The organism is Pseudochrobactrum algeriensis (assembly GCF_018436245.1).
GTDB classification, from domain to species: domain Bacteria; phylum Pseudomonadota; class Alphaproteobacteria; order Rhizobiales; family Rhizobiaceae; genus Pseudochrobactrum; species Pseudochrobactrum saccharolyticum.
Genome location: NZ_CP075361.1, coordinates 2,044,421 through 2,063,753, shown reverse-complemented (window position 1 = coordinate 2,063,753; position 19,333 = coordinate 2,044,421). Strand labels below are relative to the sequence as shown.

13 protein-coding genes are annotated in these 19,333 nt (G+C 52.0%); 5 read left to right on the top strand and 8 right to left on the bottom strand.

The window, feature by feature from the left end; all coding sequences use genetic code 11:
• Positions 1–80 precede the first annotated feature (80 nt).
• The gene (gene cysW / locus KHQ09_RS11695; RefSeq protein WP_238481727.1) at positions 81–806 is read left to right on the top strand and encodes a sulfate ABC transporter permease subunit CysW; all 726 of its coding nucleotides are present in this window, start codon (positions 81–83) and stop codon (positions 804–806) included.
• A gap of 66 nt (positions 807–872) precedes the next feature.
• Here cysW and KHQ09_RS11690 read toward each other — a convergent pair whose 3' ends face one another.
• The 4 genes from KHQ09_RS11690 to KHQ09_RS11675 form a co-directional block, all read right to left on the bottom strand.
• Positions 873–1,664, bottom strand: coding sequence for an ABC transporter permease (locus KHQ09_RS11690; protein ID WP_075656254.1), 792 nt, complete (start codon positions 1,662–1,664; stop codon positions 873–875).
• Positions 1,661–2,854, bottom strand: coding sequence for an ABC transporter permease (locus KHQ09_RS11685; protein ID WP_213598366.1), 1,194 nt, complete (start codon positions 2,852–2,854; stop codon positions 1,661–1,663). Before KHQ09_RS11685 ends, KHQ09_RS11690 begins: the two co-directional genes overlap by 4 nt.
• Entirely contained in the window at positions 2,851–3,945 is a 1,095-nt protein-coding gene (locus tag KHQ09_RS11680) for an ABC transporter ATP-binding protein (RefSeq protein WP_213598363.1), read from the bottom strand. The genes KHQ09_RS11685 and KHQ09_RS11680 overlap by 4 nt, the downstream gene beginning before the upstream one ends.
• Before the next feature lie 277 nt (positions 3,946–4,222).
• Positions 4,223–5,236, bottom strand: coding sequence for an ABC transporter substrate-binding protein (locus KHQ09_RS11675; RefSeq protein WP_028233375.1), 1,014 nt, complete (start codon positions 5,234–5,236; stop codon positions 4,223–4,225).
• Positions 5,237–5,881: 645 nt separating this feature from the next.
• On the opposite strand from KHQ09_RS11675, the gene KHQ09_RS11670 reads away from it, so the two are divergent.
• The gene (locus KHQ09_RS11670) at positions 5,882–6,736 is read left to right on the top strand and encodes a branched-chain amino acid aminotransferase (protein WP_075656257.1); all 855 of its coding nucleotides are present in this window, start codon (positions 5,882–5,884) and stop codon (positions 6,734–6,736) included.
• A 58-nt stretch (positions 6,737–6,794) separates the two neighbouring features.
• Here KHQ09_RS11670 and KHQ09_RS11665 read toward each other — a convergent pair whose 3' ends face one another.
• The 4 genes from KHQ09_RS11665 to KHQ09_RS11650 form a co-directional block, all read right to left on the bottom strand.
• A complete protein-coding gene (locus KHQ09_RS11665) occupies positions 6,795–7,745 on the bottom strand; it encodes a lysylphosphatidylglycerol synthase transmembrane domain-containing protein (protein WP_022709857.1) in 951 nt (316 codons plus the stop codon).
• Between the two features lie 174 nt (positions 7,746–7,919).
• Positions 7,920–9,701: a cation:proton antiporter domain-containing protein gene (locus tag KHQ09_RS11660; protein WP_213598361.1), complete on the bottom strand. Its 1,782-nt coding sequence runs from the start codon at positions 9,699–9,701 to the stop codon at positions 7,920–7,922.
• 241 nt (positions 9,702–9,942) lie between these two features.
• Positions 9,943–12,477: a protein translocase subunit SecD gene (gene secD, locus KHQ09_RS11655; RefSeq protein ID WP_213598359.1), complete on the bottom strand. Its 2,535-nt coding sequence runs from the start codon at positions 12,475–12,477 to the stop codon at positions 9,943–9,945.
• Positions 12,478–12,620: 143 nt separating this feature from the next.
• Positions 12,621–13,010: a hypothetical protein gene (locus KHQ09_RS11650; protein ID WP_213598357.1), complete on the bottom strand. Its 390-nt coding sequence runs from the start codon at positions 13,008–13,010 to the stop codon at positions 12,621–12,623.
• Positions 13,011–13,553: 543 nt separating this feature from the next.
• Between KHQ09_RS11650 and KHQ09_RS11645 the strand changes: the two genes are divergently transcribed.
• The 3 genes from KHQ09_RS11645 (at position 13,554) to KHQ09_RS11635 (ending at position 19,254) form a co-directional block, all read left to right on the top strand.
• The gene (locus tag KHQ09_RS11645) at positions 13,554–15,896 is read left to right on the top strand and encodes a mechanosensitive ion channel domain-containing protein (RefSeq protein WP_170265286.1); all 2,343 of its coding nucleotides are present in this window, start codon (positions 13,554–13,556) and stop codon (positions 15,894–15,896) included.
• 189 nt (positions 15,897–16,085) lie between these two features.
• Positions 16,086–16,370, top strand: coding sequence for a hypothetical protein (locus KHQ09_RS11640; RefSeq protein ID WP_022709852.1), 285 nt, complete (start codon positions 16,086–16,088; stop codon positions 16,368–16,370).
• Positions 16,371–16,743: 373 nt separating this feature from the next.
• Positions 16,744–19,254 (top strand): GcvT family protein, encoded by a 2,511-nt coding sequence (locus KHQ09_RS11635; RefSeq protein ID WP_213598355.1) that lies wholly within the window; start codon positions 16,744–16,746, stop codon positions 19,252–19,254.
• Positions 19,255–19,333: the final 79 nt, after the last annotated feature.

The window sequence follows — 19,333 nt, the reverse complement described above, 5'->3', positions numbered from 1 at the left end:
AGTTTCGACGCAGACTTTGGGGACGGCGCTTTTTAATCGGGCTGGCCGTTGTGCTGTCGCTGATCGTGCTCGGCATTCCGATGGCGGTGATTTTCTCTGCCGCCTTTGGCAGCGGTATGGGACGCTTCTGGTTGGAAATTACCAAGCCGGATACGATGCATGCGGTATGGCTGACTGTGCTGACGGCGATTGTGGTTGTGCCAATCAATATGGGTTTCGGTGTTTGCGTCGCATGGCTGGTTACACGCTTCCGCTTTCCCGGGCGACGGTTACTGATCAGCTTTATTGAAATACCGTTTTCCGTATCGCCGATTATTGCCGGTACAGCCTATCTGTTTCTCTATGGCGCGCAGGGGATGCTGGGGCCTTTGCTGGAGAGCTATGATCTCAAGATCATGTTCACCGTTCCGGCGATCTTTCTGGTCAGCCTGTTTGTCACCAGTCCTTTTGTTGCCCGCGAGCTGATCCCGCTGATGGAAATGCAGGGCGGTGAGGATGAAGAGGCGGCATTGTCGCTTGGTGCCAGCGGCTTGCAGACCTTCTTCTATGTGACGCTACCGAATATTAAATGGGCGCTGCTCTATGGTGCCGTGCTGTGTAATGCGCGGGTGATGGGGGAATATGGCGCGACATCTATCGTGTCTGGTGCCATTCGCGGTAAAACCAATACGCTGCCTTTACAGGTTGATCTGTTGTTTCAGGATCAGAACACAGTTGGCGCATTTGCTGCCGCCTCAACTTTGGCGGTACTGGCATTGCTGACATTGGTGCTGAAAGTCTGGCTGGAACGCAAGCAGGTTGATTGAATTAACAATAAAGCCGCCTCTGAAATTGATTCAAAGGCGGCTTTTATCTTTTTGTAATTGTTTATTTTATTGCGGCTGAGCTGCTGCTTTGCGCTGTGTCAGGATCATCACCAGCGCAATCAAGATTGTACCGACAATGAAAACGAATGCAGCGGCGGCAATAGCCGGACTGATATTCTCACGGATGGTCGAGAACATCTGTCGTGCCAATGTGCGCTGGTTCGGACCTGCGACGAACAAAGTCAGCACCACTTCATCCAGCGAGGTTGCAAAAGCAAAAACAGCACCGGAAATAATGCCGGGTTTTGCCAGCGGCAGCGTCACTTTTTGCAGGACTATATGGGGCGGTGCACCAAGACTGGCAGCCGCCTGTTCCACGCGCCGGTCAACACTTTGCAAAACAGCCAGCACATTGATGACTACGAATGGTACTGCCACAACCGTATGGGCGATAATCACGCCGATATAGGAGTTGAGCAGATCATATTGCGCGAACATCAGCTGCATGCCCACGCCGAGCACCACAGCAGGCACGACCATCGGAAGCAAGAACACTGTTTTGATCGAATTGAACACGAAGGAATATTGATTGCCGCGCAGCCCCAGCGCTCCGACGGTGCCCAGCACTGTTGCCAGTGCCGTGGTGCCGACAGAGATAATCAGGCTGTTGATGATCGACCTGCGCCATGCGTCCGCCTGCACCAGTTCCTGAAACCAGCGTGTGGAATAGCCTTCCATAGGATAGCCGAGCAACGCCCCGCTGGTGAAGGCCAGTGGCAGGATTGCCACCAGCGGTGCCAGCAGGAAGAATACGACCGCTGCGCCAAACAGAAGTTTGAGGAGTTTGAAGCCGTTCATGAACGTACCTCCTTCTCAGTAGAGAGACGCATATAGATCGTATAGAGCAGGATGGTTGCAATCAGCAGTACCATGCCGAGTGCACCGGCCATGCCCCAGTTTGCAGCGCCCATGGCGTAGAATGCGATGACCGAGCTGATGAGCTGATCTTTAGCACCGCCGATGAGTGCAGGGGTGATGTAATAGCCAAGCGCCGTCATGAAGACGAGCAGCGAGCCGGAAACCACGCCGCGCATAATCAATGGCAACAGTACATGAAAGAAAGAGCGCAGCGGATGTGCGCCGAGTGAAGCAGCGGCTGGCATCAGATTTTTCGGAATGCCGATCAGCACACTGAACACCGGCAGCACCATGAAGGGTAGCAGCACGTGGGTCATGGCGATAATCACGCCGGTACGGTTGAAGATCAGCGCCAGCGGTTCACTGGTAATGCCGATTGCGATCAGAGCATTATTAATCAGCCCCTGATCCTGCAACAGGATAAACCATGCGGCGGTACGCACCAGCAGCGATGTCCAGAGCGGTAGTAAGACCGCGCCGAGCAGCAGCTGGCGTTTCCAGCCTTCCACGGATGCCGCAACCATAGCGAACGGAATGCCGATCAGAATGCAGGCAATGGTGACGCTGAGGGCGGTGATGAAGGTGCGCACCATAATGGTAACATTGGCAGAAGCATCGGATGGCAGAGAGCGGATTTCACCGGAAATATCGCGTTCCATATCAATGGCTGCCAGCAGATTGCGGTCTGTCAGCGTGGTTGAAGCCGCTGAAGCAATGGCCTGCCAGTATTGCTGTTCGCCCCATTTCTTGTCGATGGCGACGAGATCAATCTGCACATAATCAACCGGCTCTTCAAGCTTGGTCAGCTGATTGCGGGTTTTGCTCATCAATGTGCGGAAGCCGGGTTGCGCACTGTTGAGGCGGCGCACCAGATCACCAAAGAGCTGGGCATCATCATTATTGCGGATATCTTCCGCCAGCGCGGCTTTCATTTCCGGTGTCGGCGGTGCTTCCGGATTCCAGTCGCTGACAGCCTGTGCCGTGAGCGGCAGGGCTTTGGCGGCAACCGGATCAGAGACTGCCTCTTTCATCATCGTCACCAACGGAATGATGAAAAAGACCAGCAGGAATAAAGCCAGCGGTGCCACCAGTGCGAAAGATTTCAGCCGTTGTCGTTGCAGTTCATTCATGCCGCCACCTGAGATTTACGGGCAGGAACTGCAATCGGCCAGCAATCCGCCGGCAGGAAAGACAAGGTAACCGGATCACCGGCTTTCAAATTATGGAAACTGCGGTCGGCCTTGGTGACAAGGCTCTGGCCTGCAAAGTCCAGTGCCACGCGCAAATGGTCGCCATGATAGACAATATCGCTGACGGTTGCTGTCAGATGATTGGCGGCACTTTCCTCTGTATTCAGCCGCACGCGCTCAGGCCGCAGCGACAGGCGGATATCCTGACCGGCATGGAACGGTGCTTCGGCATCCACGCGAATATCCTGACCATTGTTCAGACGGATCTGGGTTTCGCCATTGTGAATGCCGGAGACTTTACCGTCGATCAGATTGGTTTCACCGATAAATTCTGCAACAAATTGTGTGGCCGGATGGTCGTAAATCTGGGACGGCGTGCCGATCTGTTCAATCTTACCGCGATTGAACACGGCAATACGGTCGCTCATAGTCAAAGCTTCGGACTGGTCATGGGTCACGAAAACAATGGTCAGGCCGAGACGATGATGCAATTCGCGTATGTCGAGCTGCATACGTTCACGCAACTGCTTGTCGAGTGCGCCGAGCGGCTCATCCATCAGCACCACTTCCGGTTCAAAAACCAGAGCACGTGCCAGTGCAACACGCTGCTGCTGGCCGCCGGAAAGCTGCGAAGGTTTGCGCTCCAGCATGGTGCCGAGCTGCACCATATCCAATGCGCGTTTCACACGATCCTGCATATCAGACTTGGAAAGCCCGCGCATTTTCAGCGGGAAAGCCACATTTTCGGCAATGGTCATATGGGGAAACAGAGCATAATTCTGAAATACCACACCCATATTGCGCTTATGCGGCGGCAACTGATCGATACGTTTGCCATCCACGCTGACAGTGCCGCCGGTAGGGCGTTCAAAACCGGCCAGCAGCATCAGCAAAGTTGTTTTGCCGGAACCGGAAGGCCCGAGCATGCTGACAAACTCACCTTTGCCGATGGTTAAATCCAGATTATCTACAACTGTCAGGGAGCCAAATGCTTTGCTCACCTTGTCAAAATGAATGAAGGGATTATTCACGCGTAAAACCTCGAATGGAGCGAAGCACCGTCAGACCGTTTTCGGGAGTCAAACAGGACAGTGTTTGCTGTTGTCTGCTGCGGGGCGGCAACAGGAAATGCGCTTTTGAATCGAATGACTGCCGAGCAGCCGGGGAAAAAATGACTGCTTAGCAGTCAGGAAAATTAAGCTGCGAAGTGCAGCCGTTCCGGAGAATTTGCATCCTTACGGGGGAAGGTATGCAAATTCCGGAACAACTGCATAACCGGTCATATGATTGCCGGTCTTTGACTTCAGCTTACTGGGCAAGCCATGCGTTGAAACGCTGGTTCAGACTTTCAGAATTATCTGTCCAGAATTCCACGCCAATGGCTGCTGCATCGGTCATATTGGCCGGTGTAGTCGGCAGGTCTTTGCGGTATTTTTCGTCAACGAATTTATCGGCTTCGATATTCGGCAGACCATAGGTGATATATTCAGGCAGTTTGGCCTGATTGTCGGCCTTGCTGGCGAAAGCGATGAAATCCATCGACTCTTTCGGGAAAGGCGTGCCTTTCATGATTGCCCAGCTGTCGACGGCATAGATGCTGCCCGGCCAGACAAAGCCGAAATTCTTATTCTCGGTGCGGTTGAGTGCATTGATACGGCCGTTATAGACCGAGGCCATTACCACTTCACCGGAAGAGAGTAGCTGTACCGGCTGCGCACCGGCTTCCCACCACACAATATGCGGTTTGATTTCATCGAGTTTTTTGAAGGCACGATCAACACCTTCAGGCGATGCCAGCACATCATAAACATCTTTCGGAGCAACACCGTCTGCAATCAGCGCAAATTCAAGAGAATATTTGGCACTTTTACGCAAAGAGCGTTTGCCCGGGAATTTTTTAACGTCCCAAAAATCAGCCCATGATTGCGGGGCATCTTTCATCGTGTCGCCGTTATAGGCGATGCCGGTAGACCAGACGATCGCGCCGACGCCGCAATCATGAACCGCTGCCGGAATGAATTTATCTTTGCCGCCGAGCTGTTCCCAATTGATATTTTCATAAATACCGTCGGCACAGCCAAGCTCAAGCTCCTCAGCTTCAACCTGCACAACGTCCCAGTTGGTTTCGCCGGCTTTGACCTTGGCTTGCAGAACGCCGTAGCCGCCATCCCAGCTCTCATCGAGAACCGGCTTGCCCAGCTCTTTGGCAAAAGGTTTGAAATAAATTTCGCGCTGTCCGTCCTGATAGCTGCCGCCCCAGGAGACAACTGTAAGGTCGCGTGCCTGAGCAGAACCGGCTGCGAGAGCCAGACCGCCGAGCATGGTGCAGGCCGTGAATGCAATATGCGTAAGCTTCATTGATTATTCCCCACAGTTTATTGTTATGAAATTTGTTGCAACAAGTTTTCCATAGGAAATGCAGGGGGGCAATAGCTGATTGTGCAGTTGCCATACAATTAATGTCGCATAGTGCAGGTGCTAATTTAGCATTGTGACAATGTTGAATGAGAGCCTTTGCGACAGCTCCTGCGCAAAGAGCATGAAGCATTTCTGCTGCCTCATTACAGGGAAATGGTCTTGAAATCATAAAACCACAGTAAGAATGATGTGTGTTTTCCTTGGCTTGAAAAGGCTGACTTCCGTTTACGTCACACACATATATTACAGTCCGGAAATGGCAGAGTTGATGCGTTTTAGGAATGATTTTGTGTTTAAAATGTATGGACTGCTGATTTTACTGAGGCTTCCGCGCACCGGAATAAATTAAAAAAATAGTTTTTATCTTTGGGGAGTTGCACTTCCCTGAGAGGATTTTAATGTGGTTCTGCGTTGCTGACGCTGCCACCTTGCCGAAGATTGCTGATGAACTCAGCCGGTTACGGACAAATGCAGCTGGTCGCCACGGGCCGGATTTTGCTTACAGCAGACTGCCGGATTTCAAATTTGATTCGCATATGGAGAAGTGACATGGGCCAGATTGGTCGTAGCTGGACATTTTATAAAGGCAAATGGCATGAAGGCGATGTGCGCATTCTCGGCGCGTCATCACAGGCAACATGGCTTGGTTCGCTGGTTTTTGATGGTGCACGCGGTTTTGAAGGTGTGATCCCTGATCTGGATCGCCATTGCGCGCGCGTTAACCGCTCCGCAGAGGCACTCGGCCTGAAACCGACGAATACGCCTGAAGAAATCATGGAACTGAGCCGTCAGGGCATGACAAAATTCGGCGAGAATGCTGCGGTCTATATTCGTCCGATGTATTGGGCGGAAGAGGGTGAAGCCAATGTGGTTCTGCCTGCTGCCGAAAGCACGGATTTTGCGCTGTGTCTGGAAGAAATTCCGATGGGCGAGCCAACCGGTTTCACCATTACCACCACACGTTTCCGTCGTCCGACAATTGAGACCATGCCGCTGGATGCCAAGGCTGCCTGCCTCTATCCGAATAATGCCCGCATGATCCGTGAAGCCCGTGCCAAAGGTTTCGGTAATGCGCTGGTTTGCGATATGCTGGGTAATGTGGCCGAGCTGGCATCTTCCAATGTGTTTATGGTGCGCGATGGTGAAGTGTTTACACCTGCGCCAAACGGCACATTCCTCAACGGTATTACCCGCCAGCGGGTGATCGGTCTGCTGCGTGATAATGGTGTATCCGTGACGGAAACCACACTGAAGGTTGAAGATTTCCGTGAAGCCGATGAGATTTTCTCAACCGGCAATCATTCCAAGGTCGTTCCGGTGATCGGCTTTGACGATAAACAACTGAGCTATGGTCCGGTTGCGCAGAAAGCCCGCAAACTCTATTGGGACTGGGCGCATTCGTAAGAGTGCCATCCTTTAACAAAAAAAGCCGCGAAACTTAAGTTTCGCGGCTTTTTTGTTTTTAAGACTTGATGTCAAGTTTGCGCTTTTTGGAGAATTCGCTCTTCTCAAAAATCAGCACGACAATCAGAGAGATGCCGAACGGTATCAGCAGATAGAGCAGGCGGAAGACAATCAGTGCCGCCAGCACATCGGCCGGATTGAGATTTGGCAGGCCGGTGATGAATAGAAATTCCAGAACGCCAAGACCGCCCGGTGCATTGGAAATCAGAGCTGCTGAGAATGAGATCAGGAAAATACCCAGCACAATCAGGAAGCCCGGATGGTTCACTTCAGGCAGGGCGAAATAGATGATACCTGCGGCGCCGATCAGTTCCAGAGGCCCGATCAACAGCTGCCATGACACAACGGACAGGCGCGGATAGGACAGCTGGAATTTTGAGCCGATGCGCAAAGGCCGCAATTGCATGAAGCTGCCAAATACATAAAGCGCAACCAATACGAGAATGACGACACCGGCAGCTATTGCGAGGCTTTCAGGAATATCATTGTTAAAACGCTGGAGCAGTTCCGGCTCAACGAGCAGAACAATAGCACTGAGGATCAGCGTGCCGAGCGCAAAAGTGAAAGAGCAGAAACCGACCAGAACAGCAACTTCCGCACCGGAAAGACCTTTGGAAGAATAGGCGCGGTAGCGGACAACCGCACCGGAAATAACCGAAGCACCGATATTGTGCGACAGGGCATAGGCCGTGAACGAGCACAGGCTGATAAACAGCCATGAGATTTTTTTGTGCAGATGCTTGAGCGCGATGCGGTCGTAACCAGCCAGCGCCATATAGGAAAGCAATGCACAGGAAGCACTCAGCAGCCATTGTTTCAGGGTAATCGCTGCGAGACTGTCAATTACATCCTCAAGAGAAATGCTGCGCAGTTCATTATACAGAAGCCATACGGATACAATAACCGCGCCGATGCCGATTGTCGGCCAGATGTAATCTTTCCATTTCATCTATCAGATGACACCCTTTTGTTGTTGGTGTGGTCACACAAGTCATCACCGGAATTCCGTCTTTTAAGGGCGGATGTCTGCTGATTGATTCCACATCACTCATTTGTAACAGGTATTCACATGTTGTCAGTTTTTTATACTTCGTCACTTTTAACGATTTTTATGTCTTAATCATTAATTTATGGAACTTAAGGGTTCTTCAGGTGAAGTTTCTGTCAAGTTTTTTACATAATCTGTCTTTGTCCCGGAAATTTTTCCGAGAATGCCGCGGGCAATTTCTTCTTCTGCCAGAATAATCGTACCAATCCCGAGATCGCGCAGATAATCAGCCTCAACTACCGATTCAGCACGGGCAATAATGTGAAGGGACGGATTGATCTGACCGGCCTGTGCAATAACACGCGCTGTCTCAAATGCATAAGGCAGAGCGAGGATCAGACATTGTGCATTTGCAAGACCGGCTCTGGCCAGTGCATCGGCCTCGGCAGCATTGCCGAGAATAACTTCGACACCTGTTTCACGTAATTCTGTGGCCGGTTTTTCTGCATTCTCAATCACGACGAGCGGGCGCTTTTCTTCAATCAGTCTGGCTGCAACACGCGAGCCCACCTCACCATAACCGGCAATGATTGTGTGGCCGGCCTGTGTGGTTGCATAGGTGCTGAAAGCGTCTGTCGCGCTGTCTTCGGCATCAGCGTCAAGGTCTGTAACATCTGCGGATTGTTTCGCTCCCAACTTTCTTTCAATAAACGGGCGCAGTTTTTCAAAGCCGATAAAGACCAGCGGATTGCAGAGAATGGAAAGAATAGCACCGGCCAGCACCAGATCGCGTGCTTCCGGCGGCATGATTTTAAGCGATACGCCAAGACCGGCCAGAATGAATGAGAATTCACCTATTTGCGCAAGGCTGGCAGAAATGGTCAGCGCGGTGCCTGTCGGATGTTTGAACGCGCGCACAATAAAGAAAGCGGCAGCAGATTTTCCGATCATAATAATCAGCAATGTCGCCAGCAGGGACAGAGGATTATTAATCAGCACCATCGGGTCGAACAACATGCCGACGGAGACGAAAAACAGCACCGCAAATGCATCGCGCAGCGGCAGGGATTCCTCGGCAGCCTGATGGCTGAGTTCCGATTCACTCATCACCATACCGGCAAAAAATGCACCCAGTGCCAGTGAGACACCGAACAGGTTGGCAGCGCCAAAGGCCACGCCAAGCGCAATGGCCAGCACGCCGAGACGGAAGAGTTCACGCGAGCCGCTGGCGGAAATCACCTCAAGCACCCATGGCACAACTCTTTTGCCGACAATCAGCATCAATGCAATGAAGACCGCGATTTTGATCAGTGTCAGCAGGATAATACCGGTAATGCCAAGCCCCAGATACGAAGCAATCGGGTCTGACGGAACCGTGCCGGAATCGCCATGTAACAGACCGGCAATGGCTGGCATCAATACGAGTGTCAGCACCATGACCAGATCTTCAACAATCAGCCAGCCGACGGCGATGCGGCCGCGATCGGTTTCCATCAGGCGGCGTTCCTGCATAGCGCGCAGCAGCACAACGGTCGATGCCGTGGAGAGTGCCAGACCAAAAACCACAGAGCCGGTGAGATCCCAGCCGATAATCAGGCCGAGGCCGGTGCCAAGAGCGGTTGCGGCAAAAATCTGCGCCAGCGCTCCCGGAACCGCGATGGCTTTGACCGACAGCAGTTCCTTGACGGAAAAATGCAAGCCGACACCAAACATCAACAGGATGACGCCGATTTCAGCAAGCTGCAGTGTCAGTTCCTGATCGGCAACAAAACCCGGAGTGTAAGGCCCGCAGAGAACACCGGCAAGGAGATAGCCGACCAGCGGAGAAATGCGAAGGCGATTGGCAATAGCCCCGAACAGAAAGGCCAGACACAGACCAACAACAATCGTAGCGATCAGGGGAGTGTCGTGAGGCATAGCGGCTTGTCCTTATATAACCAAAGTCCGTTGAGTGAAACTCATTGGACTTTGGTTAAGCCCGAGTGGCGATTGAACTTTCCAAGGTGTGATGCGTAGCATCTCATCGCCTTGCGATAAGCGTCTTTTGCCGTTTGTCTCAACTGCAATATCGGCGGAATTATGCAGGTTCAGAAAAAGGGCAATGCAGAGAAGGGGATATCGCGCGGTTCTTAAACCGCGCGATAAGATTATGTACTTGTTACTTAGCAGTCACTGCGTCGTCGGTGTCACCGAGCGAGCGCTTATGGGTACGCTCCCACCATGTGCCGAGCAGCATCAGGATCGGTGCTGCAATGAAGATCGACGATGTGGTTGCAATGAACACACCAAACAGCATCGGGATCGCGAAGTTCTCAACCGCGCTGCCGCCCCAGATTGCCATCGGAAGAACAGCAAGGAAGGTACAAAGCGAGGTGTAGATACAACGGGCGAAAACCTGATTGATACTCAGATCAATGATTTCACGCAGCGGCTTGGCCTTATACATACGCATATTTTCGCGCATACGGTCATAGACCACCACCTTATCATTGACCGAGTAACCGACCAGTGTCAGCACGGCCGCAATCGCTGTAAGGTTGAAGTCGAGCTGGGTGATGACGAAGAAACCGACCAGCTTGGTGGTATCGAGTACCAGCGTGGCAATCGCACCCACGGCGAAATACCATTCAAACCGCCACCAGAGATAGATCAGCATCGCACCGGCAGCCAGTACCAGAGCGATAAAGCCGGAACGTGCAAGCTCGCCGCTGACCTTTGGCCCCACGACTTCTGTACGCTCGATCTTCACATCCTTGTCGATCGACTGAACAGCTTCACGAACCTTGTTAACTGCAACTGTCTGCGCTTCTTCGCCACCGTCCTGACGCTGAACGCGGATCAGAACATTTTCAGGGCTGCCAGCATTCTGCAATGCGACTTCACCCAGACCAAGTCCGCCGAGCGAGGAACGCAATTGTCCCAGATCAGCCGGTTGGGATGTGGTGATTTCAACCTGAATACCGCCGGTAAAATCGAGACCGTAGTTCAGACCTGGTTTGAAGAACAGGAACAGCGAGGCAATGGACAGAACCACAGATACCAGAATCCCGAAATAACGGGCTTTCATGAACTGGTAATTGGTGTTTTCCGGTGCAACACGAACCCAAGGTTCAATCTGCAGAACCTTCAGCTTACGGCGGCGGACAGACCATGCCATGATGATGCGAACGACCGAAACAGCCGTAAACATGGAAATGGCAATACCGAGCATCATGGTGATAGCGAAGCCGCGAACAGGGCCGGTCCCGAACATGAACAGCAGAACGGTTGCAATCACCGAGGTGACGTTAGCGTCAACAATGGTTGAATAGGCGGAGTTGAAGCCTTTATCGAGCGCAGCCATAGCGCCCATGCCTTTTTTGGTTTCTTCACGAATACGCTCGTTAATAAGAATATTCGCATCCACAGCAATACCAATACTGAGGATAACACCGGCAATACCGGGCAGGGTCAGCGTTGCCCCGATCAGGGTCAGTGCCGCAAAGGTCAGAACAATATTCAGAAGCAGCGCGAAATTCGCGATCATACCCCAGACACCGTAGAGCATGATGATGAATGCGGCGACCAGAATGAAGCCGAGAATACCGGTATAGACACCCATTTTAATGGCATCGCCGCCGAGATCCGGACCAACAGTACGTTCTTCAATAACTGTCAGCGGCGCAGGCAATGCACCGGCACGCAGCAGGGCGGACAGAACAACAGTATCTTCAACAGTGAACTGACCGCTGATCTGGCCGGAACCGCCGGTGATCGGCTCACGGATTGTCGGCGCAGACAGAACCTTGTCATCAAGAACGATAGCGAAAGGACGGTTCACGTTCTTTGTGGTGATTTCAGCAAACTGACGGGCACCCTGACTGTCAAAACGGAACGAAACAATCGGCTCGTTTGAGCGCTGGTCAAAACCGGCGCGGGCATCGGTCAGGCGTTCACCGCTGAGTGCGACCTGATCTTCGATCGGATATTTAATGTCCGGATTTTTGGAATCTTCCATAATCGTGACGCCCGGAGGCGGCGGGCTGTTCGGATCTGCATCCGCAACCATATGGAAGGCCATTTTAGCTGTTGAACCCAGCAGCTGACGCAGCTGTGTCGGATCCTGCAGACCCGGCAACTGAACCACGATACGGTCACTGCCGACGCGCTGAATGGATGGTTCGGAAACACCGACCTGATCCACACGCTGACGGATGATTTCAAGGCTCTGGGTGAGGGCGCTGTCGAGACGGTAGTTGAAACCGGCTTCTGTCAGCGACAGACGGATCTGTTCGCCCGGCGTTGTCACATCAATATCATTGATCGGTGTGCCGAAACCGCTGGTCGATACAGGATTAATCAGGGTTTTCAGTGCTGTTACCGCACGGTCACGCTGCGCAGTATCGGCAATATTGACCAGAACCGCATCGCCGGCCACACGAATGGACTGTGGCTGAATGCGTTCTGAGCGCAGCTTGCTGCGTGCGTCATCCAGCAATGTACGCAGACGGTCTTTTTTCAGACCGGCAGCATCCACTTCAAGGACGAGATAGGAACCGCCGCGAAGATCAAGCCCGAGTGTGACCTGATTTTTCGGGAACCAGCCGGGCATATTTTCCAGCTGTTGCTTGGTAAAGACGTTCGGCAGGGCAATGAATATGCCCGCCAGAATGATGAGACTGTAAAGATATACAGCCCATTTGGGTGTACGCATGAGAGTAATCCGGTCCGATTGTTTGCGGCAGGAATGGCTGTATTCAGACAGACCGTGCCGTAATGCAGATGGAAATCATAAGACCTGTCAGACAAATAAAGTCCAATAGGGCTTACTTTAAAAGAACTGCCGGAAAGCAGAATTTAAATTTGGAAGAAAACAGGCGGTGCGCGGGCGCGGATAGCGCTCCGGCGGGCATCTGTCTGCGGGTTATGCTGAATGCGCAGAACGGATGCGGAAATGAAAGCTGCCAGAAGGGCAAATAATGCAGGCACAATGAAAGTGCCGTCAGCACTGAAAGGCAGAGCCTTGCTGCTGAAATAAAGCGCAGGGGTAAGAATTGCCCGAACCGGCGCTGTCAGCGTGCTGTTCGGTGCGCGCCCTGAAGGATCAATGGTCTGAACGCTTTGGCGATCCTGAACCAGTGCTGCAGTCTGATAGCTGATTGAGTTTTGATCACCGGCAGTAATTAATGCCGATTGCAGAGCCAGCAGTCCGGACAGAAACCACAGCAGGCCGAAAGAATAAAGCACAGTGCGAAGAGACAGCCTGTGCTGTTCCTGTCGTGCTTTCCCCGTTATCGCGCTGCAAAGTCTGGATCTGAAAATTGTTCCGGCTCGCTTTTGTCCTGATTTGCGAAAATCATGTCTGACTTGCGTAAATTTGCAGAAGGTCTCCGGCTTATGCAAAAATACTGTTTCATCTCATTAACCATTCAGCAGCTTAATCACAAGGAAAATAGCTGACATGACACGGCTTTGTTGCATTTTGCTGACAAAAAACAGTTATGTCTGCTGACGACCTGCACGAGAAGATAAACAATTTCTCTGTGACATGAAGCTGTGGCCTTAATCTTATTTGCGCCTATATTGTGCATAAGAAAGCAGCGTTTGCGCCCATTTATTTCTATGCTGTTATTTGTGGATTGACGGCTCTGAAAAAGCCCCGGAAAAGTCAATAATATGAATCGGAAGCAGCAGTTTATTGAGAGACAGATTTTGAAACTCCTATCAGCAATCTCCTTAAGGTTTTTATTGTGCTTTGTATTGCTGGTATCGGGCATTGCTGCAGGGAGCGTGACCGGAAACGGCTGGGATATGGCTCAGGCGCAATCCGTGTCGCAAAATCTGGCAGCGCAACAAAAGACGATTGTCGAGGACTTGCGCGTCCAGATTGATGAGATCGGCAAAACTCTCGATAAATCCAAAAGCAATGATGAAACGCTGGCCAATATTAAGGTCAAGCTTGAGGGAATTTCCAAAAAGCTTCTCGATGCCGGTCTCGCATTTCGTCCGCGTCTGAGCGAAATTAATTCACGCCTTGACCAGATGGGACCTCCGCCTGCGGAAGGTAAGCCTGCTGAATCCGAAATTGTTGCAACAGAGCGGGAGCGGCTGACCGCAGAAAAGGCCGAGATCAATACGGTTCTCGGCTTTACCGAAGATGCATCGGTACAGGCCAATCAGCTGATTGAGAAAATCGGCTCCATGCGCCGTGACCTGTTTACGCAGACCCTGTCTCAGCGCGTTGATATTAACACGGCATTGGTGACTGAGGTTATCAATGCGGCCGGTTATGAAACCAAGACATTTTATTATCTGCTGAAATCATGGTGGGATTTTACGCTCTATCCGCGCCTGTGGACATTGCTTGGTGTTCTGGCGATTTCCGTTATTCCGGCATTGCTTATTCATTTAAGTGCAAGGCGCTGGCTCGCCGATCTTTATGAGCGCGATCCGCTGGAGGACAGACCGAGCTATCTCAGCCGTTTGTCCGTTGCCTTCTGGTCAACGGTCATTCCGTCTGTGGCAATTGTCGTGTTTCTGGGACTAGTCTATGTGTTGTTCCAGCGTTTCGATCTGCTGCGACCTGATGTGGCGCAGTTGCTGGCGGCCTTATTTTCTCTTTTCTGTGTGGTGCTGTTTATTTACCGGTTGGCACGGGGCGTGCTTAGTCCCGATATGCCGAACTGGCGTCTGTTGCCGATTGCACCTAAGCCTGCGCAAATCCTGATCTGGCTGCTGACAGCCGCTGCGATTACGCAGAGTATTGAATATTTTCTGGAAATTCTGAATGGCGTGATGTCTTCGCCCTTGTCGCTGACCGTGGCGAAAAGTGTGATCGGCACAGCAATGGTCGGCGCTCTGCTGCTGGCGATTGCCTTTCTGAAACCGATTCAGAATCCAAGAACCGGTGAATTGCGCGAATGGCCGAAACTCACCAAGATCATTCTGATCGTGTTGGGACTTGTGCCGATTTGTGCTGCGATTTTTGGTTATATCGGCCTTGCCCGTTTTGTGGCACAGCAGATTGTGGTGACAGGTGCGTTTATCGTCACCATGTATCTCGGCTTTCTGACAGCCCGTGCGATTACCCATGAGAAAGCTTTTGCCAATACCAGCCTCGGACGGAAGCTGCGGGACAAGTTTAATGCCAATGAAGCAACGCTGGATCAGCTGGGGCTGCTGGCGGGTATTGTCATTAATCTTATCGTTCTGCTGATTGGTGTGCCGCTGGTTCTGATGCAGTTCGGTTTCCAGTGGTCGGAAATGAGCACGAGTTTTGTGCGAATTATGACCGGTTTCCAGATCGGGAATTTCTCGATTTCGCTGCTGAGTATTCTGACCGGTATCGTACTGTTCATTATGGGTTACTTCCTGACAAGGTTGTTCCAGAACTGGCTGGACGGCAGTGTCATGGCACGCGGACGCATTGATCCGGGTGTGCGCAATTCCATCAAAACCGTGGTCGGCTATGTCGGTCTGGCTTTATCGGGGCTGCTTGGTATTTCTGCTGCCGGTATCAATCTCTCCAGTCTTGCACTGGTCGCCGGTGGTCTTTCGCTTGGTATCGGTTTCGGTTTGCAGAATATTGTCTCGAACTTTGTTTCGGGGCTGATCCTGCTTGCTGAGCGCCCGCTGAAGGTCGGCGACTGGGTACAGACAGGCACTGTCAGCGGTTTTGTGAAAAAGATCAGCGTGCGTGCAACGGAAGTGGAAACCTTCCAGCGCGAGACGATTATTGTGCCGAACTCGACGCTGATTAATGACAATGTCGGCAACTGGACGCATCGTAACAAACTTGGTCGTTCCGATATGCAGCTTCTGATCGGGTATCGTACCGATGTGCGCCGGATTCAGGCAATGCTGTTTGAAATTGCCAAGGAAACGCCGCTGGTTCTGAAAAATCCGGAACCGATGGTGTTTCTGATTAATATGACCGAGCTGGTCAGCAGCAATATGATGATGCGCTTCGAGATCCGCATTTTTCTGGCTGATATTACCAGCGCTCTCGGTGTGCGTAATGAATTGCAATTCACGATTGTTGAGCGGTTTGCAGCAGAAGGGATCAGTGTGATGCCTTTGCCGTCTCCGATTCCTTTGCCTGAGCCGCATGTAAATTCAGAAGAGGTCGCTTAGAGCTGATCATGAAGGAAATGCCAAAAAGTTGTTCGATTCTTGTCTGGATTAAGCTTTAATTAACTTCTCATTCAGTTGCGGTTCATCGGCAATGATTATAAATAAGGCCATGAAATGATGCGGTGCAGACTAAAATGTGACTGACACAGAGATTGAAACCGCAGTGAAGTTCAGAGTTTGAGGAGTGCTATGGTGAATATGAAAAAAACCGGATTTGGCAGCCTTGTTATGATTGCAGGCATTCTGGCCGGATCAGCATCTGCTTTGGCAGCATCCGTCCTGAACAGCGACAGCACAGCACAGACGCTCGTGGTGACGGAAGGTTCTTCCAAGCAGCAGGTGACAGTGCAGCCCGGTGAAACAGTATCAATCTGCCCGAGCGGCTGTTTTGTGACCTTTCCGAACGGCGACCGCGAGGCGCTGACGGGCAATGAGGCCATCACAATTCTCAATGGCGGCGGTACGCATAAATAACCGCTTCAAAGCGACTGATTTTTTTAAAGCCGCAATGGTCACAACCGTTGCGGCTTTTTCTTATGCTTAAAGCAGCAATCCTTGTTTTGACATTGCCTGCGCGGGTGAATTTACACTGCGGAGAGGCCGCGTCGCGGCGCTTTTCGGCGGTGTCGCAAACAGACCTTACAAGTCACTGAACTGACAGCATAGTAAGCGCAATCTGCTTTGAAACACCGGAAGAGTGGTGCGTCTCAAGGCGGGAGATTTGCGCCCTGCCACGTTATGACCGCACCGGATAAAGGGGCTGAAATAACAGGCTGTATCAGAATGTTGCAGTGCCGGACCGCTTCAGAACAAGACGCGGCATTGCCGGTTCAGAGGATGAAGTTTCATGAAGACCCATGCCCGTGCGGTGGTTATTGGTGGCGGTGTGGTAGGCGTGTCAACGCTCTATCATCTGGCGAAGAAAGGCTGGGCAGATTCTGTGCTGATCGAGCGCAAAGAACTGACCTCCGGCTCGACATGGCATGCGGCGGGGCTTCTGCCTCTGTTTAATCTGAGCTATTCGGTCGGGCAGATTCACAAATATTCCGTCAAATTCTATCAGGAACTGGAAAAAGAGACTGGTCTGAATGTCGGTTTCAGTAACTGCACCAATATTCGCTTAGCGCGCACCAAAGACCGCTGGGACGAATATATGTATTATGCCGGTGTGGCGAAGACCATTGGTGTACCGGTGAATATTCTGACACCGGAACAGGTCAAAGAAGTCTGGCCGCTGGCGGAAACGGACGGTATTCTCGGCGCGATCCAGCATCCGGATGACGGTTATATCCAGCCGGCCGATCTCACACAGGCACTGGCAAAAGGTGCCCGTGATATGGGCGCTACGATTTACCGTTACACCACTGTGACCGGTATTGAACAATTGCCGGACGGCAAATGGCTGGTGAAAACTGACAAGGGCGACATTACTGCTGATCATGTTGTGTCCGCTTCCGGCAGTTTCGCTGCGAAAACCGGCAAGATGGTCGGCCTGACTGTGCCGGTTGTGCCGGTCGAGCATCAATATATTGTCACCGAGCCGCATCCGGCAATCATGGAGCGCAAATCCAAAGGTCTGCCGGAAATGGGCGTGCTGCGCGAGAGCGACAGCTCATGGTATATGCGTGAGGAAAATGGCGGTCTGCTGCTCGGGCCTTATGAAATCGGTGCGCCGGTCTGTTATCAGGACGGCCCGTCTGACGAGAGCGAATATGAGCTGTTTCAGGAAGATCTCGAACGCCTGATGCCATATATTGAAACCGCAATTGCGCGTGTGCCTGCCTTTGGCGAAGTGGGGATCAAGAAAGTTTATAATGGTGCGATTGCCTATACGCCGGATGGTAATCCGATTATCGGCCCTGCACCGGGGTTGCAGAATTTCTGGCTCAATGAAGGCCATTCTTTTGGTGTGACTGCTGCGGGCGGTGCCGGCTGGCAGCTGGCCGAATGGATTGTCGAGGGCGAACCATCCATTGATATGATGGGTGTCGATCCGCGCCGTTTCGGCCCTTATGTGACCGAAGGCTATCTCAAAGAAAAAGCGGAAGAAGCTTATGCCGATGTTTTCACCGTGCATTATCCTGATGAGGAACGCACAGCTGCGCGTCCGCTGAAGCGCTCGCCGTCCTATGATCGCCAGAAGGCTCTGGGCGGTGTGTTCGGTTCCGTCTATGGCTGGGAACGTGCCAACTGGTTTGCACCGGAGGGCTATGGCATTGATGTTGCATCGCTGGACAAGCCGGATGTGCTGCTGAACCATAACCATCCGGAGCCGGATGCCAATGGTAAGGTTCAGGAGCTCTGGTCGTTCCGCCGCTCGAATTATTTCGAGCATGTCGGCAACGAGGTGAAGAACGTCACCAATAATGTCGGCCTGCTGGATATGTCACCTTTCGCCAAGATGGAAGTGACCGGTTCCGGTGCGCGCCAGTGGCTGGAAAGCATTCTCGCCAATCGTGTGCCGAAGAAACAAGGCCGCGTGGCACTGAGCCATATGCTGACACCGCAGGGTGGTGTGCAGAGCGAATTCACCGTCTATGAGTGGAAACCAGGAAGTTTCTATCTGGTGTCTGCCGGTGCCTATGAGAATATCGATCATGATTATCTCTATAAGCTGGCGCCAAAAGACGGTTCGGTTATTCTGCGTCCGATCACCCAGAAATATGGTGTGCTGGTTCTTGCAGGGCCGAATAGCCGTAAAGTCTTGCAGAAACTGACCCGCACCAGCCTGTCCAATGAGGATTTCCCTTGGCTGACAGGTAAGGAAATCAGTGTCGGCACTGCAACCGCCCATGCATTGCGCGTCAATTTTGTTGGCGAGCTGGGCTGGGAACTGCACCATCCGATTGAGCAGCAGAACACGATCTATGATCTGGTGATGGAAGCCGGTGCTGAATTTGGTATCAAGCCGTTTGGCATCCGCGCCATGCTGTCGATGGGGATTGAAAAATCTTATCGTCTGATCCCGCGCGAAATGTCGGTGGAATATAATGCCTTTGAATCCGGTTTGGATCGCTTTGTTCATCCGAATAAAGGCGAGTTTATCGGCCGTGATGCAGCTGTGGTTGCTCGCGAAAAAGGTCTGCGCTGGAATTTTGTGACGCTTGAAATCCACGGTGTTGAGGATGCCGATGCCCGTGGTTCCGAGGCTGTTTACAAAGACGGCAAGCTGGTTGGCCGCGCCACCAATGGCGGCTTTGCATGGCGTCTCAATAAGAGCATTGCACTGGCAATGGTAAAGCCGGAACATGCTGCAATCGGGACAGAGCTGGAAATCAATATTCTCGGCAAAAACTACAAGGCGACGATCGTACCGGAATCGCCGTTTGATCCTGAGAATGAACGCCTGAGAGCTTAAAACTCTCAGTCATTATGAATGACAAAATCACCGGCATTTCCTTTGAGATGCCGGTGATTTTTTATGGATTGAGCGCAAA

Excerpts from the sequence above, each read along its gene's own strand:
- KHQ09_RS11670 (WP_075656257.1), top strand. The coding sequence starts at position 5,882 with ATGGGCCAGATTGGTCGTAGCTGGACATTTTATAAAGGCAAATGGCAT.
- KHQ09_RS11635 (WP_213598355.1), top strand. The coding sequence starts at position 16,744 with ATGAAGACCCATGCCCGTGCGGTGGTTATTGGTGGCGGTGTGGTAGGC.
- cysW (WP_238481727.1), top strand. The coding sequence starts at position 81 with ATGGCGGTGATTTTCTCTGCCGCCTTTGGCAGCGGTATGGGACGCTTC.
- KHQ09_RS11640 (WP_022709852.1), top strand. The coding sequence starts at position 16,086 with ATGGTGAATATGAAAAAAACCGGATTTGGCAGCCTTGTTATGATTGCA.
- KHQ09_RS11685 (WP_213598366.1), bottom strand. The coding sequence starts at position 2,854 with ATGAATGAACTGCAACGACAACGGCTGAAATCTTTCGCACTGGTGGCA.
- secD (WP_213598359.1), bottom strand. The coding sequence starts at position 12,477 with ATGCGTACACCCAAATGGGCTGTATATCTTTACAGTCTCATCATTCTG.
- KHQ09_RS11675 (WP_028233375.1), bottom strand. The coding sequence starts at position 5,236 with ATGCTCGGCGGTCTGGCTCTCGCAGCCGGTTCTGCTCAGGCACGCGAC.
- KHQ09_RS11660 (WP_213598361.1), bottom strand. The coding sequence starts at position 9,701 with ATGCCTCACGACACTCCCCTGATCGCTACGATTGTTGTTGGTCTGTGT.
- KHQ09_RS11665 (WP_022709857.1), bottom strand. The coding sequence starts at position 7,745 with ATGAAATGGAAAGATTACATCTGGCCGACAATCGGCATCGGCGCGGTT.
- KHQ09_RS11690 (WP_075656254.1), bottom strand. The coding sequence starts at position 1,664 with ATGAACGGCTTCAAACTCCTCAAACTTCTGTTTGGCGCAGCGGTCGTA.